This window comes from Paenibacillus nicotianae, assembly GCF_042681745.1.
Classification (GTDB): Bacteria; Bacillota; Bacilli; order Paenibacillales; family Paenibacillaceae; genus Saccharibacillus; species Saccharibacillus nicotianae.
The window spans coordinates 118,361-135,282 of record NZ_JBHUGF010000014.1 but is presented as its reverse complement, the minus strand read 5'-3'; the positions used below and the strand labels follow the sequence as shown (position 1 = coordinate 135,282).

General features: G+C 38.2%; 12 protein-coding genes and 1 other RNA gene. All 13 read left to right on the top strand.

Annotated elements, in window-relative coordinates; all coding sequences use genetic code 11:
* Nucleotides 1-46 precede the first annotated feature (46 nt).
* Nucleotides 47-1,051, top strand: a complete 1,005-nt coding sequence (gene gap, locus ACFSGI_RS23030) for a type I glyceraldehyde-3-phosphate dehydrogenase (protein ID WP_204826909.1) — start codon at nucleotides 47-49, stop codon at nucleotides 1,049-1,051.
* Between the two features lie 134 nt (nucleotides 1,052-1,185).
* Nucleotides 1,186-2,367, top strand: coding sequence for a phosphoglycerate kinase (locus tag ACFSGI_RS23025; protein WP_204826910.1), 1,182 nt, complete (start codon nucleotides 1,186-1,188; stop codon nucleotides 2,365-2,367).
* Between the two features lie 104 nt (nucleotides 2,368-2,471).
* Nucleotides 2,472-3,224: a triose-phosphate isomerase gene (tpiA, locus tag ACFSGI_RS23020; RefSeq protein ID WP_204826911.1), complete on the top strand. Its 753-nt coding sequence runs from the start codon at nucleotides 2,472-2,474 to the stop codon at nucleotides 3,222-3,224.
* Nucleotides 3,225-4,769, top strand: coding sequence for a 2,3-bisphosphoglycerate-independent phosphoglycerate mutase (gene gpmI / locus ACFSGI_RS23015; protein ID WP_204826912.1), 1,545 nt, complete (start codon nucleotides 3,225-3,227; stop codon nucleotides 4,767-4,769).
* 81 nt (nucleotides 4,770-4,850) lie between these two features.
* The gene (gene eno, locus ACFSGI_RS23010) at nucleotides 4,851-6,155 is read left to right on the top strand and encodes a phosphopyruvate hydratase (protein WP_204826913.1); all 1,305 of its coding nucleotides are present in this window, start codon (nucleotides 4,851-4,853) and stop codon (nucleotides 6,153-6,155) included.
* A gap of 353 nt (nucleotides 6,156-6,508) precedes the next feature.
* Complete coding sequence (gene secG, locus ACFSGI_RS23005) at nucleotides 6,509-6,739, top strand: preprotein translocase subunit SecG (RefSeq protein ID WP_069325812.1); 231 nt, start codon at nucleotides 6,509-6,511, stop codon at nucleotides 6,737-6,739.
* A 424-nt stretch (nucleotides 6,740-7,163) separates the two neighbouring features.
* Complete coding sequence (gene rnr / locus ACFSGI_RS23000; RefSeq protein ID WP_204826914.1) at nucleotides 7,164-9,923, top strand: ribonuclease R; 2,760 nt, start codon at nucleotides 7,164-7,166, stop codon at nucleotides 9,921-9,923.
* 225 nt (nucleotides 9,924-10,148) lie between these two features.
* Nucleotides 10,149-10,631 (top strand): SsrA-binding protein SmpB, encoded by a 483-nt coding sequence (smpB, locus tag ACFSGI_RS22995; RefSeq protein WP_204826915.1) that lies wholly within the window; start codon nucleotides 10,149-10,151, stop codon nucleotides 10,629-10,631.
* 382 nt (nucleotides 10,632-11,013) lie between these two features.
* Nucleotides 11,014-11,378: a transfer-messenger RNA gene (gene ssrA / locus ACFSGI_RS22990) on the top strand.
* Between the two features lie 182 nt (nucleotides 11,379-11,560).
* Entirely contained in the window at nucleotides 11,561-14,047 is a 2,487-nt protein-coding gene (locus ACFSGI_RS22985) for an HD domain-containing protein (protein ID WP_204826916.1), read from the top strand.
* A gap of 284 nt (nucleotides 14,048-14,331) precedes the next feature.
* Nucleotides 14,332-14,775, top strand: a complete 444-nt coding sequence (locus ACFSGI_RS22980) for a MarR family winged helix-turn-helix transcriptional regulator (protein WP_204826917.1) — start codon at nucleotides 14,332-14,334, stop codon at nucleotides 14,773-14,775.
* Entirely contained in the window at nucleotides 14,772-15,359 is a 588-nt protein-coding gene (locus ACFSGI_RS22975) for an AAA family ATPase (RefSeq protein ID WP_204826918.1), read from the top strand. Before ACFSGI_RS22980 ends, ACFSGI_RS22975 begins: the two co-directional genes overlap by 4 nt.
* A 235-nt stretch (nucleotides 15,360-15,594) precedes the next feature.
* Complete coding sequence (locus ACFSGI_RS22970; RefSeq protein ID WP_204826919.1) at nucleotides 15,595-16,755, top strand: cobalamin-independent methionine synthase II family protein; 1,161 nt, start codon at nucleotides 15,595-15,597, stop codon at nucleotides 16,753-16,755.
* Nucleotides 16,756-16,922: the final 167 nt, after the last annotated feature.

The following is a 16,922-nucleotide window of genomic DNA, read 5'->3' as shown; positions in this document are numbered from 1 at the left end:
TGTCTTGAAATAAATTAAATACACTATCTCTAGGAGGAATTAACTCATGGTTAAAGTTGGTATTAATGGTTTCGGACGTATTGGACGCTTGGCTTTCCGTCGTATTCAAAATGTTGCAGGTATTGAAGTAGTAGCAATTAACGATTTGACTGACGCTAAAATGTTGGCTCACTTGTTGAAATATGATACAACTCAAGGTAAATTTGACGGCGAAGTTGAAGTTCATGACGGATTCTTCAAAGTAAACGGAAAAGAAGTAAAAGTTCTAGCTAACCGCAACCCAGAAGAACTTCCTTGGGGAGATCTTGGTGTAGATATCGTTCTTGAATGTACTGGATTCTTTACAACTAAAGAATCAGCTGAGAAACATTTAACAGCTGGTGCTAAAAAAGTTGTTATCTCTGCTCCAGCTACAGGCGATATGAAAACTATCGTTTATAACGTAAACCATGAAATCCTTGATGGTACTGAAACTGTAATCTCTGGTGCTTCTTGCACAACGAACTGTCTTGCTCCTATGGCTAAAACATTGCAAGATCAATTCGGAGTAGTAGAAGGCTTGATGACTACAATTCACGCTTACACTGGCGACCAAAACACTTTGGATGCTCCACATGCTAAAGGTGACTTCCGTCGTGCTCGTGCAGCTGCTGAAAACATCATTCCTAACACAACTGGTGCTGCTAAAGCAATCGGTTTGGTTATTCCTGAATTGCAAGGTAAATTGGACGGAGCAGCACAACGTGTTCCTGTAGCAACAGGTTCACTTACTGAGCTTGTAACTGTTCTTGAGAAGAAAGTTACTGTTGATGAAGTTAACGCTGCTATGAAAGCTGCTTCTGACCCAGAAACTTATGGTTACACTGAAGACGAAATCGTATCTTCTGATATCAAAGGTATGACTTTCGGTTCTCTATTCGATGCTACTCAAACTCGTGTTCTAACTGTTGGTGACCACCAATTGGTTAAAACTGTAGCTTGGTACGATAACGAAATGTCTTACACTGCACAATTGGTTCGTACTCTTGAGTACTTCGCTAACAAAGCGTAAGAATCATTCGTGAACTGAAATAAATATTAATTCCATAAAGCGGAAACAGGTTTCTTGTGTTTCCGCTTTTTCTAAATGAATATCTGTTTTAAATTGCTCGTTAATCAAAATTCAGGGCATGGAGGAACAATATAATGAATAAGAAAAGTGTTCGTGATGTAGAAGTAAAAGGTAAAGTGGTATTTGTACGTGTAGATTTCAACGTACCTATGGAAGATGGTAAAATCACAGATGACAAACGGATTCGTGAAACATTACCAACAATTCAATATCTAGTTGAAAAAGGTGCAAAAGTTGTACTTGCAAGTCATATGGGTCGTCCTAAAGGTGAAGTGGTTGAATCTTTACGCTTAACTCCACAAGCAGAGCGTCTATCTGAATTGCTAGGTCAACCAGTTGCTAAAGCTGACGAAGCGATTGGCGATGCTGTTAAAGCAAAAATCGCTGAATTAAAAGATGGCGACGTTTTGGTTCTTGAAAACGTACGTTTCTACCCTGGTGAAGAGAAAAACGATGCAGACTTAGCTAAATCTTTTGCAGAATTGGCTGATCTATTCGTAAATGACGCATTTGGTGCAGCTCACCGTGCGCATGCTTCAACAGAAGGTATTGCACACCACTTGCCAGCAGTATCTGGTCTTTTGATGGAGAAAGAATTAGATGTATTGGGTAAAGCATTGACTAGCCCAGAGCGTCCTTTCACAGCAATCGTAGGTGGATCTAAAGTAAAAGACAAAATCGATGTAATCGATAACCTAATCAATCTTGCAGACAACATCATTATTGGTGGTGGATTGACTTACACATTCTTCAAAGCTCAAGGTCATGAAGTAGGACAATCTCTTCTAGACGAAAGCAAATTGGATGTTGTACTTGGATTCGTAGAAAAAGCAAAAAAATTAGGCAAAAAATTGTATCTTCCAGTAGATATCGTTGTTTCTGACGATTTCAGTGCAGATGCAAATACAGATATCGTAACGATCGACAAAATCCCAGCAGCTTGGGAAGGCGTAGACATCGGTCCTAAAACTCGTGAAATTTATGCTGATGTGATCAAAAACTCCAAATTGGTTGTATGGAACGGACCTATGGGTGTATTTGAAATCGCACCATTCTCTAATGGTACAAGAGCAGTAGCAGAAGCATGTGCAACAACTGAAGCTTACACGATCATTGGTGGCGGTGATTCCGCAGCAGCAGCAGAGAAATTCGGCTTAGCTGACAAAATGGACCATATCTCTACAGGTGGCGGTGCTTCCCTAGAGTTTATGGAAGGTAAAGCTCTTCCAGGCGTTGTGGCATTGAACGATAAATAAGTTTAAAATATAGATAGATTTGGGTGCTTTGTGTTATACAAAGCACTTCAGTGTGGCTTACACTAGAACACTGCAGTTATGCAAACAGAAGGAGTGATATCGCAGTGAGAACACCAATTATTGCAGGGAACTGGAAGATGTTCAAAACCGTTCCTGAAGCAAAAGCGTTTATTGAAGATATCAAAGGTAAAGCAGAAGTAGACGGCGTAGAAAGCGTAATTTGCGCTCCTTTCACTAATCTTCCTGCTTTGGTTGAAGCAGTAAAAGGAACTTCTATCAAAATCGGTGCACAAAATCTTCATTTTGAAGACAACGGTGCTTACACTGGCGAAATCAGTGGCGTAATGTTGAAAGATCTTGGTGTGGACTACGTTATTATCGGTCACTCTGAGCGTCGTCAATATTTTGCTGAAACAGACGAAATCGTTAATAAAAAAGTACATGCTGCTTTCCGTCATGGTTTGACTCCTATCGTATGTGTAGGTGAAAAGCTTGAAGAGCGTGAAGCTAATCAAACTAAAGAAGTATGTAAAGTACAAACAGAAGGTGCTTTTGTCGGATTAAGCGCAGACCAAGCGAAAGAAACTGTGATCGCTTATGAGCCAATCTGGGCAATCGGAACAGGCAAATCTTCTACATCCCAAGATGCGAATGAAGTTATCGCTTATATTCGTGAATTGGTTAAAGGTCTATACAACGAAGAAGTGGCTAACGCAGTTCGTATTCAATACGGCGGTAGCGTGAAACCTGAGAATGTGAAGGAGTACATGGGACAAAGCGATATCGATGGCGCACTTGTCGGCGGCGCAAGCTTGCAACCTGATTCTTACATTCAGCTCGTTGAGGGGGCGAAGTAAATGTCAGCACCCAAACCAGTAGCACTAATCATTATGGACGGATTCGGTCTACGCGCAGAAGTAGAAGGCAACGGCGTTGCTCAAGCGAAAAAACCGAATTATGATAGATATCTAAGCGAATACCCACACACTACACTAACTGCTTGCGGTGAAGCTGTAGGTCTGCCTGAAGGGCAAATGGGTAACTCGGAAGTCGGTCACTTGAATATCGGTGCAGGCCGCATTGTATATCAAGATTTGACTCGTATTTCCAAGTCGATTCGTGATGGAGACTTTTTCCAAAATGAAGCGTTGGTTGGCGCATTTACAAATGCAAAAACAAACGGCAAAAAATTGCATGTGTTCACCCTGTTATCCGATGGCGGTGTACATAGTCATATCGATCATTTATTCGCTACACTGGATATGGCTAAACGCGAAGACTTCCATGATGTATTGATTCATGTATTCTTGGATGGACGCGACGTATCGCCAGATAGCGGTAAACGTTATATGGAACGATTGGGTGCTCAAATAGCAGAAGTGGGCGTAGGTAAAATTGCTACTGTTCAAGGTCGCTATTATGCAATGGATCGTGACAAACGCTGGGAACGTGTAGAAAAAGCTTACCGTGCTATCGCTTTTGGCGAAGGCCCGGCATTCAAAGACGCAGAAAACGTGATTTCTTCTTCTTATCAAAATTCAGTGTTTGACGAATTCGTTGAACCATCTGTGATTGTAGATAGTGAAGAAAAACCAGTTGGCACAGTAAGTGATGGAGATTCAATCATCTTCTTGAACTTCCGCCCTGACCGCGCTATTCAGTTGTCTCAAGCTTTTACTCAAGAAGGTTTTGAAGGATTCGATCGTGGACATGCACAACCGAAAAACCTGTACTATGTATGCTTAACCACATACAGCAATACAGTAAGTGGAACGGTAGCGTATGGCCCGAAAGATCTAAGCAACACGCTTGGTGAAGTCTTAGTACAGCATGGCAAAAAACAATTGCGTATTGCTGAGACTGAGAAATACCCGCACGTTACATTCTTTTTCAGTGGCGGTCGTGATGTAGAACTTGAAGGCGAGACTCGTATCTTGATCAACTCTCCTAAAGTGGCTACGTATGATCTACAACCAGAAATGAGTGCGCGTGAAGTAGCAGATGCTTGTATCGCTGAGATCGAAGCAGAGCGTCAAGATGTTATCATTTTGAACTTTGCTAATCCTGATATGGTAGGTCACTCTGGTAAGCTAGAGCCTACAATCAGAGCGGTAGAAACAACAGATGAGTGCGTAGGTAGAGTCGTAGATGCGATTCTAGCTAAAGGTGGCGTAGCCCTTATTACTGCTGACCATGGTAACGCTGAGACAGAGATCGACGAATTGGGTCGTCCGCAGACGGCACATACAACGAACCCTGTACCATTTATCGTTACAGATAAAAATGTTACTTTGCGTGAAGGTGGTATCTTAGGTGATATCGCACCAACCATTCTTGATTTTGCACAATTACCTAAACCGGAAGAAATGACAGGTACGTCTATTGTCGACAGCCGTAAGTAATTGCTCGCTATAAAGATATGAATTAAAATGTAATGATCATGTATGATCTAAAATAACGATTTAAAAGGAGAACATTTAACCATGACTATTATTTCTGATGTTTATGCACGCGAAGTTCTTGACTCCCGCGGTAATCCTACAGTTGAAGTTGAAGTATACTTGGAATCTGGCGCTTTGGGTCGCGCTATCGTTCCTTCTGGCGCATCTACTGGTGCTCATGAAGCTGTAGAACTTCGTGACGAAGACAAATCTCGTTACTTGGGTAAAGGCGTTCTTAAAGCAGTAGAGAACGTTAACGAAATCATCGCTCCAGAAATCATCGGTATGGATGCTTTGGATCAATTGGGTATCGATAAAGCAATGATCAAATTGGATGGTACTCCTAACAAAGCTAAATTGGGTGCTAACGCTATTCTTGCAGTATCTATGGCTACTGCTCGTGCAGCTGCTGATGCTCTTGATCTTCCATTGTATGTATACTTGGGCGGATTCAACGCTAAACAATTGCCAGTACCAATGATGAACATCATCAACGGTGGTGAGCACGCTGATAACAACGTTGACGTTCAAGAATTTATGGTATTGCCAGTTGGAGCTCCTAGCTTCAAAGAAGCTCTCCGTACAGGTGCTGAGATTTTCCACAGCCTTAAATCTGTATTGAAAGCTAAAGGACTTAGCACTTCTGTAGGTGACGAAGGTGGATTCGCTCCTAACTTTACATCTAACGAAGAAGCATTGACTTCTATTATCGAAGCGATCGAAAAAGCTGGTTACAAACCAGGTGTTGACGTATTCTTGGGTATGGACGTTGCTTCTACTGAGTTCTACAAAAACGGTAAATATGAACTTGCTGGCGAAGGTAAATCATACACTTCTGCTGAGTTCGTAGACTTGATGGCTTCATGGGTTGATAAATACCCAATCATTACTATCGAAGATGGTTGTTCTGAAGATGACTGGGAAGGTTGGAAATTGTTAACTGAGAAATTGGGAGACAAAGTTCAATTGGTTGGTGACGACTTGTTCGTAACAAACACTGAGCGTCTTGGCCGTGGTATTGAAGAAGGTATTGGTAACTCTATCCTTGTTAAAGTTAACCAAATCGGTACACTTTCTGAAACATTTGATGCAATCGAAATGGCTAAACGCGCTGGTTACACAGCAGTTATCTCTCACCGCTCTGGTGAATCCGAAGATAGCACAATCGCTGATATCGCTGTAGCGACAAATGCTGGACAAATCAAAACAGGTGCTCCTTCACGTACAGACCGTATTGCTAAATACAACCAATTGCTTCGCATCGAAGATCAATTGGGTGACCTTGCTAAATACGATGGTCTTAAATCGTTCTACAACTTGACTGCACACAGAGGCTTGACTAAATAATTCACTTTTGACTTTCTATTCCGATTCCTTCCCCGGAAAAAGAATAGGATCAAAGGGATCTACATCAACCATTCGGCATTTTGCCGGGTGGTTGCTTTTTTATGTTGTTTTTCTATATAGAGAATGTTTGAAAAACTTGAGTATGTTTTGCTAGTTAAAGAATAAAAGTATTCTTTAAAATCAGCCACAACAGACATATCGGAGTAAAAAGATTGCTTTTTGCTTGAAAAATATGCTAAAATAAGAATGCTGTTTTCTATACGATTATTACATACGATAGTGGTGGTCAATCGCTATTGTTCTTATATGATAACGATAGATGTTCGGCGTATTCGTTTGAGGAGGTGGAATTCATGTTATTGACTTTGAAAGTACTGCTCATGATTTTTTCCGTTGGGTTGATCGTTATTGTTCTACTTCAAAAAGGTAAAAGTGCTGGACTTTCTGGTGCCATCTCCGGCGGTGCGGAACATCTTTTTGGTAAAACCAAAGCGCGCGGAATGGAACTGGTGTTGGAACGTACAACAGTAGGTCTAGCTATTGGATTTTTTGTTTTAGCTATTCTTGTAGCGGTCTTTAGTTAAATCATGAATCGCCTGATTTGGTAGAGCATCACTTACCGATTCAGGCGATTTTTATATGTTAAGAAAATAATTGTTCTTTGGTTATTGTTTGTTCATAGAGATTTCATATAGAGGAACTATACTTGGAATTGTTCCCGAGCTTGTCCATTATTCCCATGTAAGAAATGTAAGACCAAAGTTCATGATGTGCAATACTTTTCAGGCAGTTTTGTTATTCCCAACCAAGGAGGGGATAATAGAACTGCCCTCTTTTTTTATACAGATAGATACAGGCAACTGAATATTTGATGCGAATTGAATGAGTGAGATTAATTTAGTGTATACTAGGGTATGAGTATACTAAACGCTACAATGCATACAGTTGTACATACGGATCAAGAAGGGAACATAAGCTTACCCTGAAGGTCGTCCGAGGTGAAATGATATGATTACTGAACAACAAGTATTAGATGTAATAAAGAGTATCGATTATAAACCAATGACTTATCAAGAATTGGAGCAGCAGTTAGAGATTCAAGCGGCTTCGGATTTTAAAGAATTGGTCAAAATATTAAATGAACTTGAGCACACAGGCGTGATCGTGCAGAACAAGTCTCATCGTTACGGTCTACCTGAACATATGGATCTAGTTCGTGGACGGATACAAGCGCATGCCAAAGGATTTGCTTTTCTAATTCCTGAGGAAAAAGAGCATGGCGATGTCTATATCAATGCGAATGATATGGGAACAGCGATGAACGGCGATATCGTGTTTGTCAAAGTCACTTCTCGCAGTACGACAGGCGGTCGTATGGAAGGCGAAGTCGTTCGTGTGATTACTCGTAAAAATACACGTGTAGTAGGTGTATTTCAGGGACTGGATACGTACGGATTTATTATCCCGGATGATAAGCGGATTAACCGCGATATTTTTGTGCCCAAAGAATCGTTCGGTGGTGCAGTCGAAGGCGAAAAAGTGGTTGCTGAAATCGTCAGCTATCCAGAAGGTAGAGCAGCAGCAGAAGGACGAATCGTTGAAGTATTGGGTCACAAAGACGATCCAGGCGTAGACATATTGTCTGTTATCCGCAAGCATCAATTACCAGAGTCTTTCCCTGATGAAATTATGGATGAAGCGCAAGCCGCTCCTGATTCCATTACAGATGCAGAGATCGTCGAACAAGGTAGACGCGATCTACGCGACAAGAATATCGTAACCATCGATGGCGAAGATGCCAAAGACTTGGATGATGCTGTTAATGTAGAGCGTCTAGACAACGGACATTACCGTCTAGGCGTGCATATTGCAGATGTAGGCTACTATGTCAAAGAAGGTTCTAAGCTCGATATCGAAGCGTACAACCGCGGATGTAGTGTGTATCTAGTGGATCGCGTGATTCCTATGTTACCGCATCGCTTGTCTAACGGTATTTGTAGTCTACATCCACAGGTAGATCGTCTAACCCTTTCATGCGAAATGGAATTCGATGAGCATATGAAAGTCGTGAAGCACGAAGTATTTACCAGTGTGATCAAAACCAAAGAGCGTATGACATATACGAATGTACGCAAAATTTTGGAAGATGAAGATCCAGAATTGTTAGAACGTTATGCTCCGTTGGTCGAAGATTTCAAATTAATGCGTGAACTTGCGATGCAGTTACGTGAAATGCGTGCTCGTCGTGGTGCAGTTGATTTTGATTTTGACGAAGCGAAGATTATTTTAGATGAAAAAGGCAGACCGGTTGATATCGTGAAGCGTGAGCGTTCTGTGGCAGAACAGATCATCGAAGAGTTTATGCTAGCTGCGAACGAGACGGTAGCCGAACATTTCAGTACGCTTCAAGTGCCTTTCTTGTATCGTATTCATGAGAATCCCGATCAAGAAAAATTACAGAACTTCTTAGCATTCGCTTCGAACTTCGGTCATGTGATCAAAGGAACAGGCGATCATATTCATCCGCGTGCCTTGCAACAATTGTTGCAAGATATCAAAGGTGAAAAAGAAGAAACGGTTATCAGCACAATGATGCTTCGTTCGATGAAACAAGCGAAATATTCTGCGGATAGTTCAGGTCACTTTGGACTAGCGGCAGATTACTATAGTCACTTTACATCGCCGATCCGTCGTTATCCCGATCTGGTTATTCACCGCGTGATTCGTGAAGTGATCGAAAATGGTGGTAAGCTCAAGCCGAAGCGCCAGGATTACCTCAATTCACGTATGGCAGATATTGCTCAACAATCTTCAGAACGTGAACGTGTTGCTGTAGATGCAGAGCGCGATACCGATCAACTGAAAAAAGCAGAGTATATGCTGGATAAAGTGGGCGAAGAATTCGAAGGTATTATCAGCAGTGTGACAAGTTTTGGTATGTTTATCGAACTGGATAATACAGTAGAAGGTCTGATTCGCTTAGGGATGCTGACTGACGATTATTATCATTTTGACGATAAACAAATGATCTTGCTTGGTGAACGTACTTCCAAAATCTATCGTATCGGTGATGCGATTACTGTACGTGTAGCCCGCGTGAATATGGAAGATCATACGATCGACTTTGAGCTGAAAGATATGCCGAAAAGCAATCGTCCTGAGCGTACAGATCGTGGCCCTCGTTCACCACGTCCAGATGGTGAGCGCAGAGGTGGACGTGGCGGAGATCGTGGTAAAAACAAAGCAGCTAGTAAAGCGGCAAAATTCGGTAAAGCAGCGAAAGCTGCCAAAGCGAGCAAAGCTCCTAGCACTTCTGTAGCGCCAACCGCAGATGCCGGAAGTAAAAAGCCAGGTAGACGCAAACGGAAATCATCTGCGGTTGCCGGTCAGACGACTGCGGTCAATGTACCGAATACACAGTCACGTCATGCAGACAGTACGACGGCTGTAAATACAGGTGAAGGCAAACCTAAAAAAGCGAAAGGCATTTCGACCAATGCTCCGAAAAGTTCGGGTAAAGACAATTCTCGCAACTTCAACTTCGGTTCAGGAAAAGGCGGTTATAACAGCCCTGTCGAAAGTAGCAAAAAGCGTAAAGGTAGTTCAGCACCAAGACGCAAAAAGATAGAAGGCCCTGTATTCGATCCAGAAGCAGGCAATATCCAGACGTCTTCGGCTAAAGTAGATACAGGTAAAACAGGTGGCGAAGTGAAAAAAAGTCGTCCACGCAAACGTAAACCGAAATCTACCGAGCAAAAACCGGAATAAATAAGATATCGATCGGCTTTCTCCTGTATCCCTATACCGTGCTCAAGGATATAGGAGAAATGCCGATCTTTATTTGAAGATTATGCTGGCAAAAGTATAGATAAAGAAGTAAGTTCAAAGGGATACTGATTAATTATTTTTTTAATAATGTTGATCGGGTTAAAGTAAAAAAAGATGGTAAGCATGAATGTAATTACTAATTCAGTAATAAAGGAGTGAACCCTTATGGCGACCAAAAAGGGTGAAAGTAAAGTTCTCGCACAAAACAAAAAAGCGTCACACGATTATTTTATCGAAGATACGTATGAAGCAGGGATGGTCTTAACCGGAACAGAGATCAAATCCTTACGCCGGGCAAGAGCCAATATTGGCGATGCGTTTTCGACGATTCGTAATGGTGAAGTATTTTTGCATAACATGCATATCAGCCCTTTTGAAGAAGGGAATCGTGCCAATCCTACCGATCCGACACGTACTCGTAAATTGTTATTGCATAAAGGTCAGATCAGTAAATTGATCGGTGCTTCTAAGCGAGATGGATATACAATCGTTCCGCTTAAAATCTATATCCGTAACGGGTATGCAAAGCTATTAATTGGACTCGGTAAAGGTAAAAAACAACATGATAAACGTGCGACAGCAGCCAAAAAAGATGCAGATCGCGATATTCAACGCGCATTACGGGATAATCAGAAGATTTCTCGTTAAGTTGATAAACGTTGAAAAGTGCAGTCTTTATCATTTTGTAGCGAGTTAGTTACAATTGAAGGTTAGATGGGTAAATGGATAAAGAAGCTGGTGCGAATCAGCGCCTAGGTTAGTATCATCTGGCTTACAGAGCAGATAATGACTAGAGGCACAACATTATATGGATTTCAGAACAACGTTGTCGCATTTGGGCAACTGTTCACAGAGCCTAAAATGTGGTATACTCATAGTCTGTGGTCAATGTATATTCTTTCAATAGAAACAGCCTATGGCTGATACATGACACACTTTACAGTTCTTTCTTATGGAGGGAAAGACTGTTGCTGTATATTCGGATAACGAGACTCATGTGATCCGTTCTAATCCAGCACCCTTATATTAAGGGGGCGTTTATGGATTCGACGGGGGTAGTTCGAGCATGGGTAGCGGGTAGTGGGGACGCGTCCGCTTTATCAACGCTAAAGCCTATTAAACGGCAAACAACAAACTAACTACGCTTTCGCAGCTTAATAACCTGTGAGCGTGCTCTCCCCTCGCATCGCCCATGTGCCAGGACGAGGGCCCAACTAATAGTGGGCTACGCTGTCACATCTCCGCCTGAGGTGTGCTGAATAAGATAACCAGGCTGACCCAAAGGGAATCCGGTGACAGGGAGTTCCTAGGGTGACATCAAATCTGTCACTACACCCGTAGAAGCTTATGTAACGTTGCCTTCGGACAGGGGTTCGACTCCCCTCGCCTCCATTATGAACATAGAAAAGACCACCTTTAAAGGTGGTCTTTTTGTGTTTTAAGATATAAACGGAACTTAATGATTATATTAATAATAGAATAAAACATATAAATAATTACAATTATTAAGACAAAAGCAATATAATATATTTCATATAGTTCTTTATTACAAATATATAAAATTATAGGAGTGTAAAATGATTACAGAGAATTTATTAGTAAAAGCTTTAAAAGAAAAAAATCCTAATTACTATTATATTATTCTAAACGTATATGAAGATGTAAAACCATTATTGAATCAACGTATTGCTAAAGTTTTTCCAAATTATACTCAGCACGATACCGAGCACTCGTTTAGGATTATGAATAACATGTTTAAGCTTATTCCCGATATAGATAATCTGAATGAACTAGAGATTTCTGTACTGATTCTTGCTGCGTTGTTACATGATATAGGAATGGCCGCTACAGAAGAAGAAATTCATAAAATAAAAAATGATGAACTTATATATAACGAAATCAAATATACTTCTTTACTTATAAAATTTAATGGTGATGAAATAGAGGCCTTGCAAGAATATATTAGAAAAGTCCATGCAAAGAGGTCTTCTATATATATTTTAAAAGAATTAACAGATCACCTTTTAATTCCGGGTATGAGAAATAAATCTTTTGCTAATATAGTAGCAGAAGTATGTGATTCACATACTCGAGATATACTTTGGGTGAAGAATAATATGAGTAGTAAATATATAATAGGTGAACTAAGTATAAATATTCAGTTTTGTTCTTTGTTGCTAAGATTAGGAGATATTTTAGATTTTGATGGCTCAAGGACACCTCGTAGATTATACACAGCTATTAATCCTAAAGCATATAGTAAGGAAGAATGGAAACAACACTTTGCTATTGATAATATTGACAAAATAACAATTAATCCCAATACGGGAGAAAGATCTATTTACATTTATGGTAAATGTGGAGAACCTAATATATATAGAAAATTGCTTCGTTATATAGAGTGGATAAATGAGGAGATACTACATGCTATTGAAATGACTAAAGAATTCAAAAATCCACATAAACTAGACATATATTATAAAGTTCAAAATAAAATCACTCTAAAAAGTTATACATTCGTAGATTTAAAATTTCAAATGAATTATCAAAAAACATTGAAACTATTAATGGGAGAAAATCTGTATGGAGATAAACGAGTTGGGTTAAGAGAAATAGTACAAAATTCCATAGATGCATGTTTAATGTTACAAGAAATCAAATCAAAAGATCAAAATATAAGATACAACCAACCATATCAACCTAAAATATTTATTATTATTGATAAAAAAAACGGCCAAGTAAAAATAAAAGATAATGGAAAGGGTATGAATATATTTGAATTGAAAAACTTTTTTTTAGCAGTAGGGTCTTCTTATTTTCAATCAGAAGAATATTTGTTAGGTGATTATAGTTATAAACCTATTGGTAGATATGGGATAGGATTTCTTACTGGATTTATGTTAAGTAATAATATTCTTATTAGAACAAAAGGATATCGAGAAGATAAATTACTTGAAGTGGAGATACAAAAAGATAATGAGTATGTTTCGATTAAAGAATTTAAGAATTTAGATTTTTTAGGTACTGAAATAATTTTTGAATATTCTGATTTTTTTAAAGTGTTTAAAAATTATGAAGAGATATATAAGTATATCAGCGAAACTTTTCTAATTGATGAATTTGAAATTCATATTGATATGAACGGTGAATTATCGAATATTAATTCAAAAAAATCAGATAACAAAGAATTTATAAATCTTTCAAAATATTTGAATAATGTAGAAGCTACAATTTATTTTCCTAAAGCGATAACGTCAGAGTCGTTATTTATTCAAAATATCAAAGATATAAAATCTCAAAGAATAGATTTTTCATATGATGGTAAAAAAATATATTCAAATCCTAAAGAAAATATTTCATTAAGAAATTACGTGAATAATAATATCCTAAAATATATTTCGTTTATGTATGTTGATGATTCTAATGATTTAGACGAAGTAATAAATATCGAAGAGCATATAGGTGATATTGAGGATCATTATAGAGAAAATTACACAAATGATGATATCGATATAGCAATTTCTTCCAATGTCAAGATTCCAGATTATAGAAATGATTTTTTAATTAGTGGCGATGAACTTGTTTCTGGTCTGAAAATTGATGATCTAGATGGATTAGATAATTATCATCATGATAATAATTCTGGAACTTATGTATCTACTTATGAATTAAACTTTTTTGGGCTAGAAGAAGTAGACAAATATATACAATTATCTAAAGGAGGGAAAAGTATAAATGCTAATATATATTTAAGAAAAGTATTTATAGAGAATAGAGATATGAATGTGAAAAATGCTATAAATATGAAATTATTTAGTAAAGCAAACATTATTATTAATATTATCGATGAAAATATTATCCCTGATGTATCTAGAAAACAGCTATTAAATATTGATAAAAATTTAATAAGTAATTCAATTTACCAAGCTTTATATCTATATTTATTAGAAAATAATAATAATATTTTAGAAGAAACTATATTAAAAAAGTATTTGAAAAAATATCATAATTATAGCAAAACTTTATTGACGGAAGAATATAAAAATAAAATCAATGAATTTTAAGTTTTCATGTAAATTTTAAACCCTGTATCTTTTTGTTAATACTTAACTTACTAGTATATAAAATAAATATCTTAATAGTCTTGATTATAAGTATTGCTGATATTTTGTTTACTATAATCTTGATCTAAGCTAATATGATCAAGATTATAGTAAACTTATAAAAAGGAACTAAGTATATATAAAATTGTCTTTTTTATGATATGAGTAAAAATTCTTGCTAAATTCTTCAATTCTATATATTATGTTAGGTAGCCTAACTCACTAATTTTTAAAAAGGAGAACTTATGACTATTTTCAAAAGTTTGGATACCTGCTACAAGTTCTTTAACCGCCAATTAAACGCTGAGTTTTTGAAAGCAGGGTGCGGTGAGATGACCTTCAATAGTTATCAATATTTAATCGCTATTTATAAATTACATAAGGATGGAGATCGAGCTACAGTTACGGAGATTGCTAACCGATTGAGTGTGAAAAAGTCGTCTGTTGTTGAAATGGTCAAAACGTTGTTAAAGCATGACTATGTGATTAAAAAAGAGAATCTTAAAGATAAAAGAAGATTCACGTTAGAGCTGAGTGATAAAGGATTCGATATGATGAAGATCGAAGCGGCATTTTCAGAGAAAATGATTCAATTTTTCTATGATCCACTTGAGTCAGAAGAAGCTAGAAAGTTTGAAGAGATTTTGAGAAAAGTGGCACAGCATTTAGAAGAAGAGGTGTTCCAATGATTATTTGGCTCAATGGAGCTTACGGTTCTGGCAAATCGACTTGTGCGTATGAGTTGCATCGAAGACTGCCTGATTCATTTGTCTATGATCCTGAGAATGTTGGCTATTTTATTCGTAAAAATATACCTATAGCTTTACATGAGCCTAATTTTCAAGACCATACGCAGTGGCGTTCGTTTAATTACGATATGCTGAAATATTTATCATTTACATATGAAGGTACTATTATCGCGCCTATGACATTGATTGATCCTCTCTATTATGAGAAAATCATTGGTCGCTTGATGCGGGATGGCATAGAAGTACATCACTTTATCCTTTATGCGGAAAAGGAAACGATTGAGAAACGACTCAAAAAACGCTTTGAACGGGGCACATGGGCAAAAGACCAAATTGAAAAATGTATGTATGCTTTTGACCATACCATTACAGAAGAGAAAATCATAACAGACGATAAAAGTATCGATCAGATCATCGAGGAGATTGCAGATCGAAGTCAGCTTCACTTAATAAAAGATCCTCGAAGTGCATTTCAGAAAAAGATGGATCATTATAAAACCACGCTAAAACAGATACGGTTTTAAATTATTTTTGTCGCCTGTGATACAAGTTCTGTTGTATCCGCTAGAGGAAATATAAGGGATGTTTGAGTGTATAAAAATATGTATTGGAGTCAGAAATTCCCCATCTACATTGTTTTTTTGCCATAGCTAATAACTATAACCAGATATACCTTTTCAGCTTACGTCAAGAAAGTCTCCTCATGTTAAAATAAACAAATAATTATTAATCGTGAATCACACCAAGGGGGATTTTAACATGAGTGATAAATTTCAAATCGTAGGTAGCTTGTTGCGACCAGCTGAGTTGTTAGAATATAAAACACAAATCGAGCATCGTGATGATATTAACTATCCATTTTATCAGGAGTTCGATGGATATGAGCAGACAGAAGCAAAAGCGATCCAGTCTGTCGTGGAAAAAGAAATCGAAAATGATCTGTCGATCATTACAGATGGTGAATATTCCAAATCCATGTGGCATCTAGACTTTGTCTGGGGCTTCCAAGGGATCGAACGTTATATTGCAGATCATGGATACTTTTTCCGCGATACCGATGGAAGTTCCAAATACGAGACACGCAAAGATATCGGACTACGGATCACAGGCGAACTCGGCGGAAAAAATCATCATTTTATCGAAGTATTCAAAAAGTTAAAAGATCATGCAGGCGATCGTGAGACGAAGCTTTGCGTACCGTCTCCATCTCATATTTTCGGTGAATTATCATGGTCGGATAATATTGGTGGCACAGATGCGGTTTACCAGAATGCCAAAGAACTCAAAGCAGGTCTGGTTAAAGCCTATACTGAATTTGTGAAAGAATTTGCAGAAGCTGGCGGTAAAATCCTGCAATTTGACGATTGCTTATGGGAACTATTTGCCGATGATAACCCGAACTCTCCGTATACGGGCGAGCATATTAACCAAGAAGAAGTACAGGCGCTTGCGACTGAATTTATTGATATTAGCAATACGGTTATCGATTACGGTCACAGTCTTGGACTAAAAATGTGGACACATAACTGCCGTGGCAACTACGATTCTCGTAATATGGGCGGCGGATCGTATGTGAAGATTGCGAACTTGTTCTTGAAGCAATTGAAATATGATCGCTTCTTCTTGGAGTGGGATGACGAGCGTGCAGGTTCACTTGAAGCGCTTGCTGTGTTCAAAGACAAGCCAAACACTGAGGTTGTTTTGGGCTTGCTATCCTCCAAAACAAGTACGTTAGACGATGAAGAACGTGTTCTTCGCTTGTTGGATGAAGCATCTACGATTATTGATAAAGATCGTTTGTTACTTTCTCATCAATGCGGATTTGCTTCTTGCGATGGCGGTAACGAGTTGACCGAAGCGGAACAGTGGAAAAAAATCAATCAAGGGCAGAAAATTGCGGAGCAGTATTGGGCGAAGTAATCTTCTAATTGATAAAAGAATATATAATCTTGATTAGATATTTGAATTAAAAGCATAAAAGAAGCCATCTATTAGATACTGATAGGTGGCTTTTTACTATTAACTATGATATTTTCTATTCAAAGTTATAACAGTTATAACTCGCATAGTTAAACAAATAAAAAAGG

Coding starts and splice junctions, on each gene's coding strand:
- gap (WP_204826909.1), top strand. CDS start 47: ATGGTTAAAGTTGGTATTAATGGTTTCGGACGTATTGGACGCTTGGCT.
- ACFSGI_RS23025 (WP_204826910.1), top strand. CDS start 1,186: ATGAATAAGAAAAGTGTTCGTGATGTAGAAGTAAAAGGTAAAGTGGTA.
- ACFSGI_RS22970 (WP_204826919.1), top strand. CDS start 15,595: ATGAGTGATAAATTTCAAATCGTAGGTAGCTTGTTGCGACCAGCTGAG.
- smpB (WP_204826915.1), top strand. CDS start 10,149: ATGGCGACCAAAAAGGGTGAAAGTAAAGTTCTCGCACAAAACAAAAAA.
- ACFSGI_RS22975 (WP_204826918.1), top strand. CDS start 14,772: ATGATTATTTGGCTCAATGGAGCTTACGGTTCTGGCAAATCGACTTGT.
- secG (WP_069325812.1), top strand. CDS start 6,509: ATGTTATTGACTTTGAAAGTACTGCTCATGATTTTTTCCGTTGGGTTG.
- ACFSGI_RS22980 (WP_204826917.1), top strand. CDS start 14,332: ATGACTATTTTCAAAAGTTTGGATACCTGCTACAAGTTCTTTAACCGC.
- ACFSGI_RS22985 (WP_204826916.1), top strand. CDS start 11,561: ATGATTACAGAGAATTTATTAGTAAAAGCTTTAAAAGAAAAAAATCCT.
- eno (WP_204826913.1), top strand. CDS start 4,851: ATGACTATTATTTCTGATGTTTATGCACGCGAAGTTCTTGACTCCCGC.
- rnr (WP_204826914.1), top strand. CDS start 7,164: ATGATTACTGAACAACAAGTATTAGATGTAATAAAGAGTATCGATTAT.
- gpmI (WP_204826912.1), top strand. CDS start 3,225: ATGTCAGCACCCAAACCAGTAGCACTAATCATTATGGACGGATTCGGT.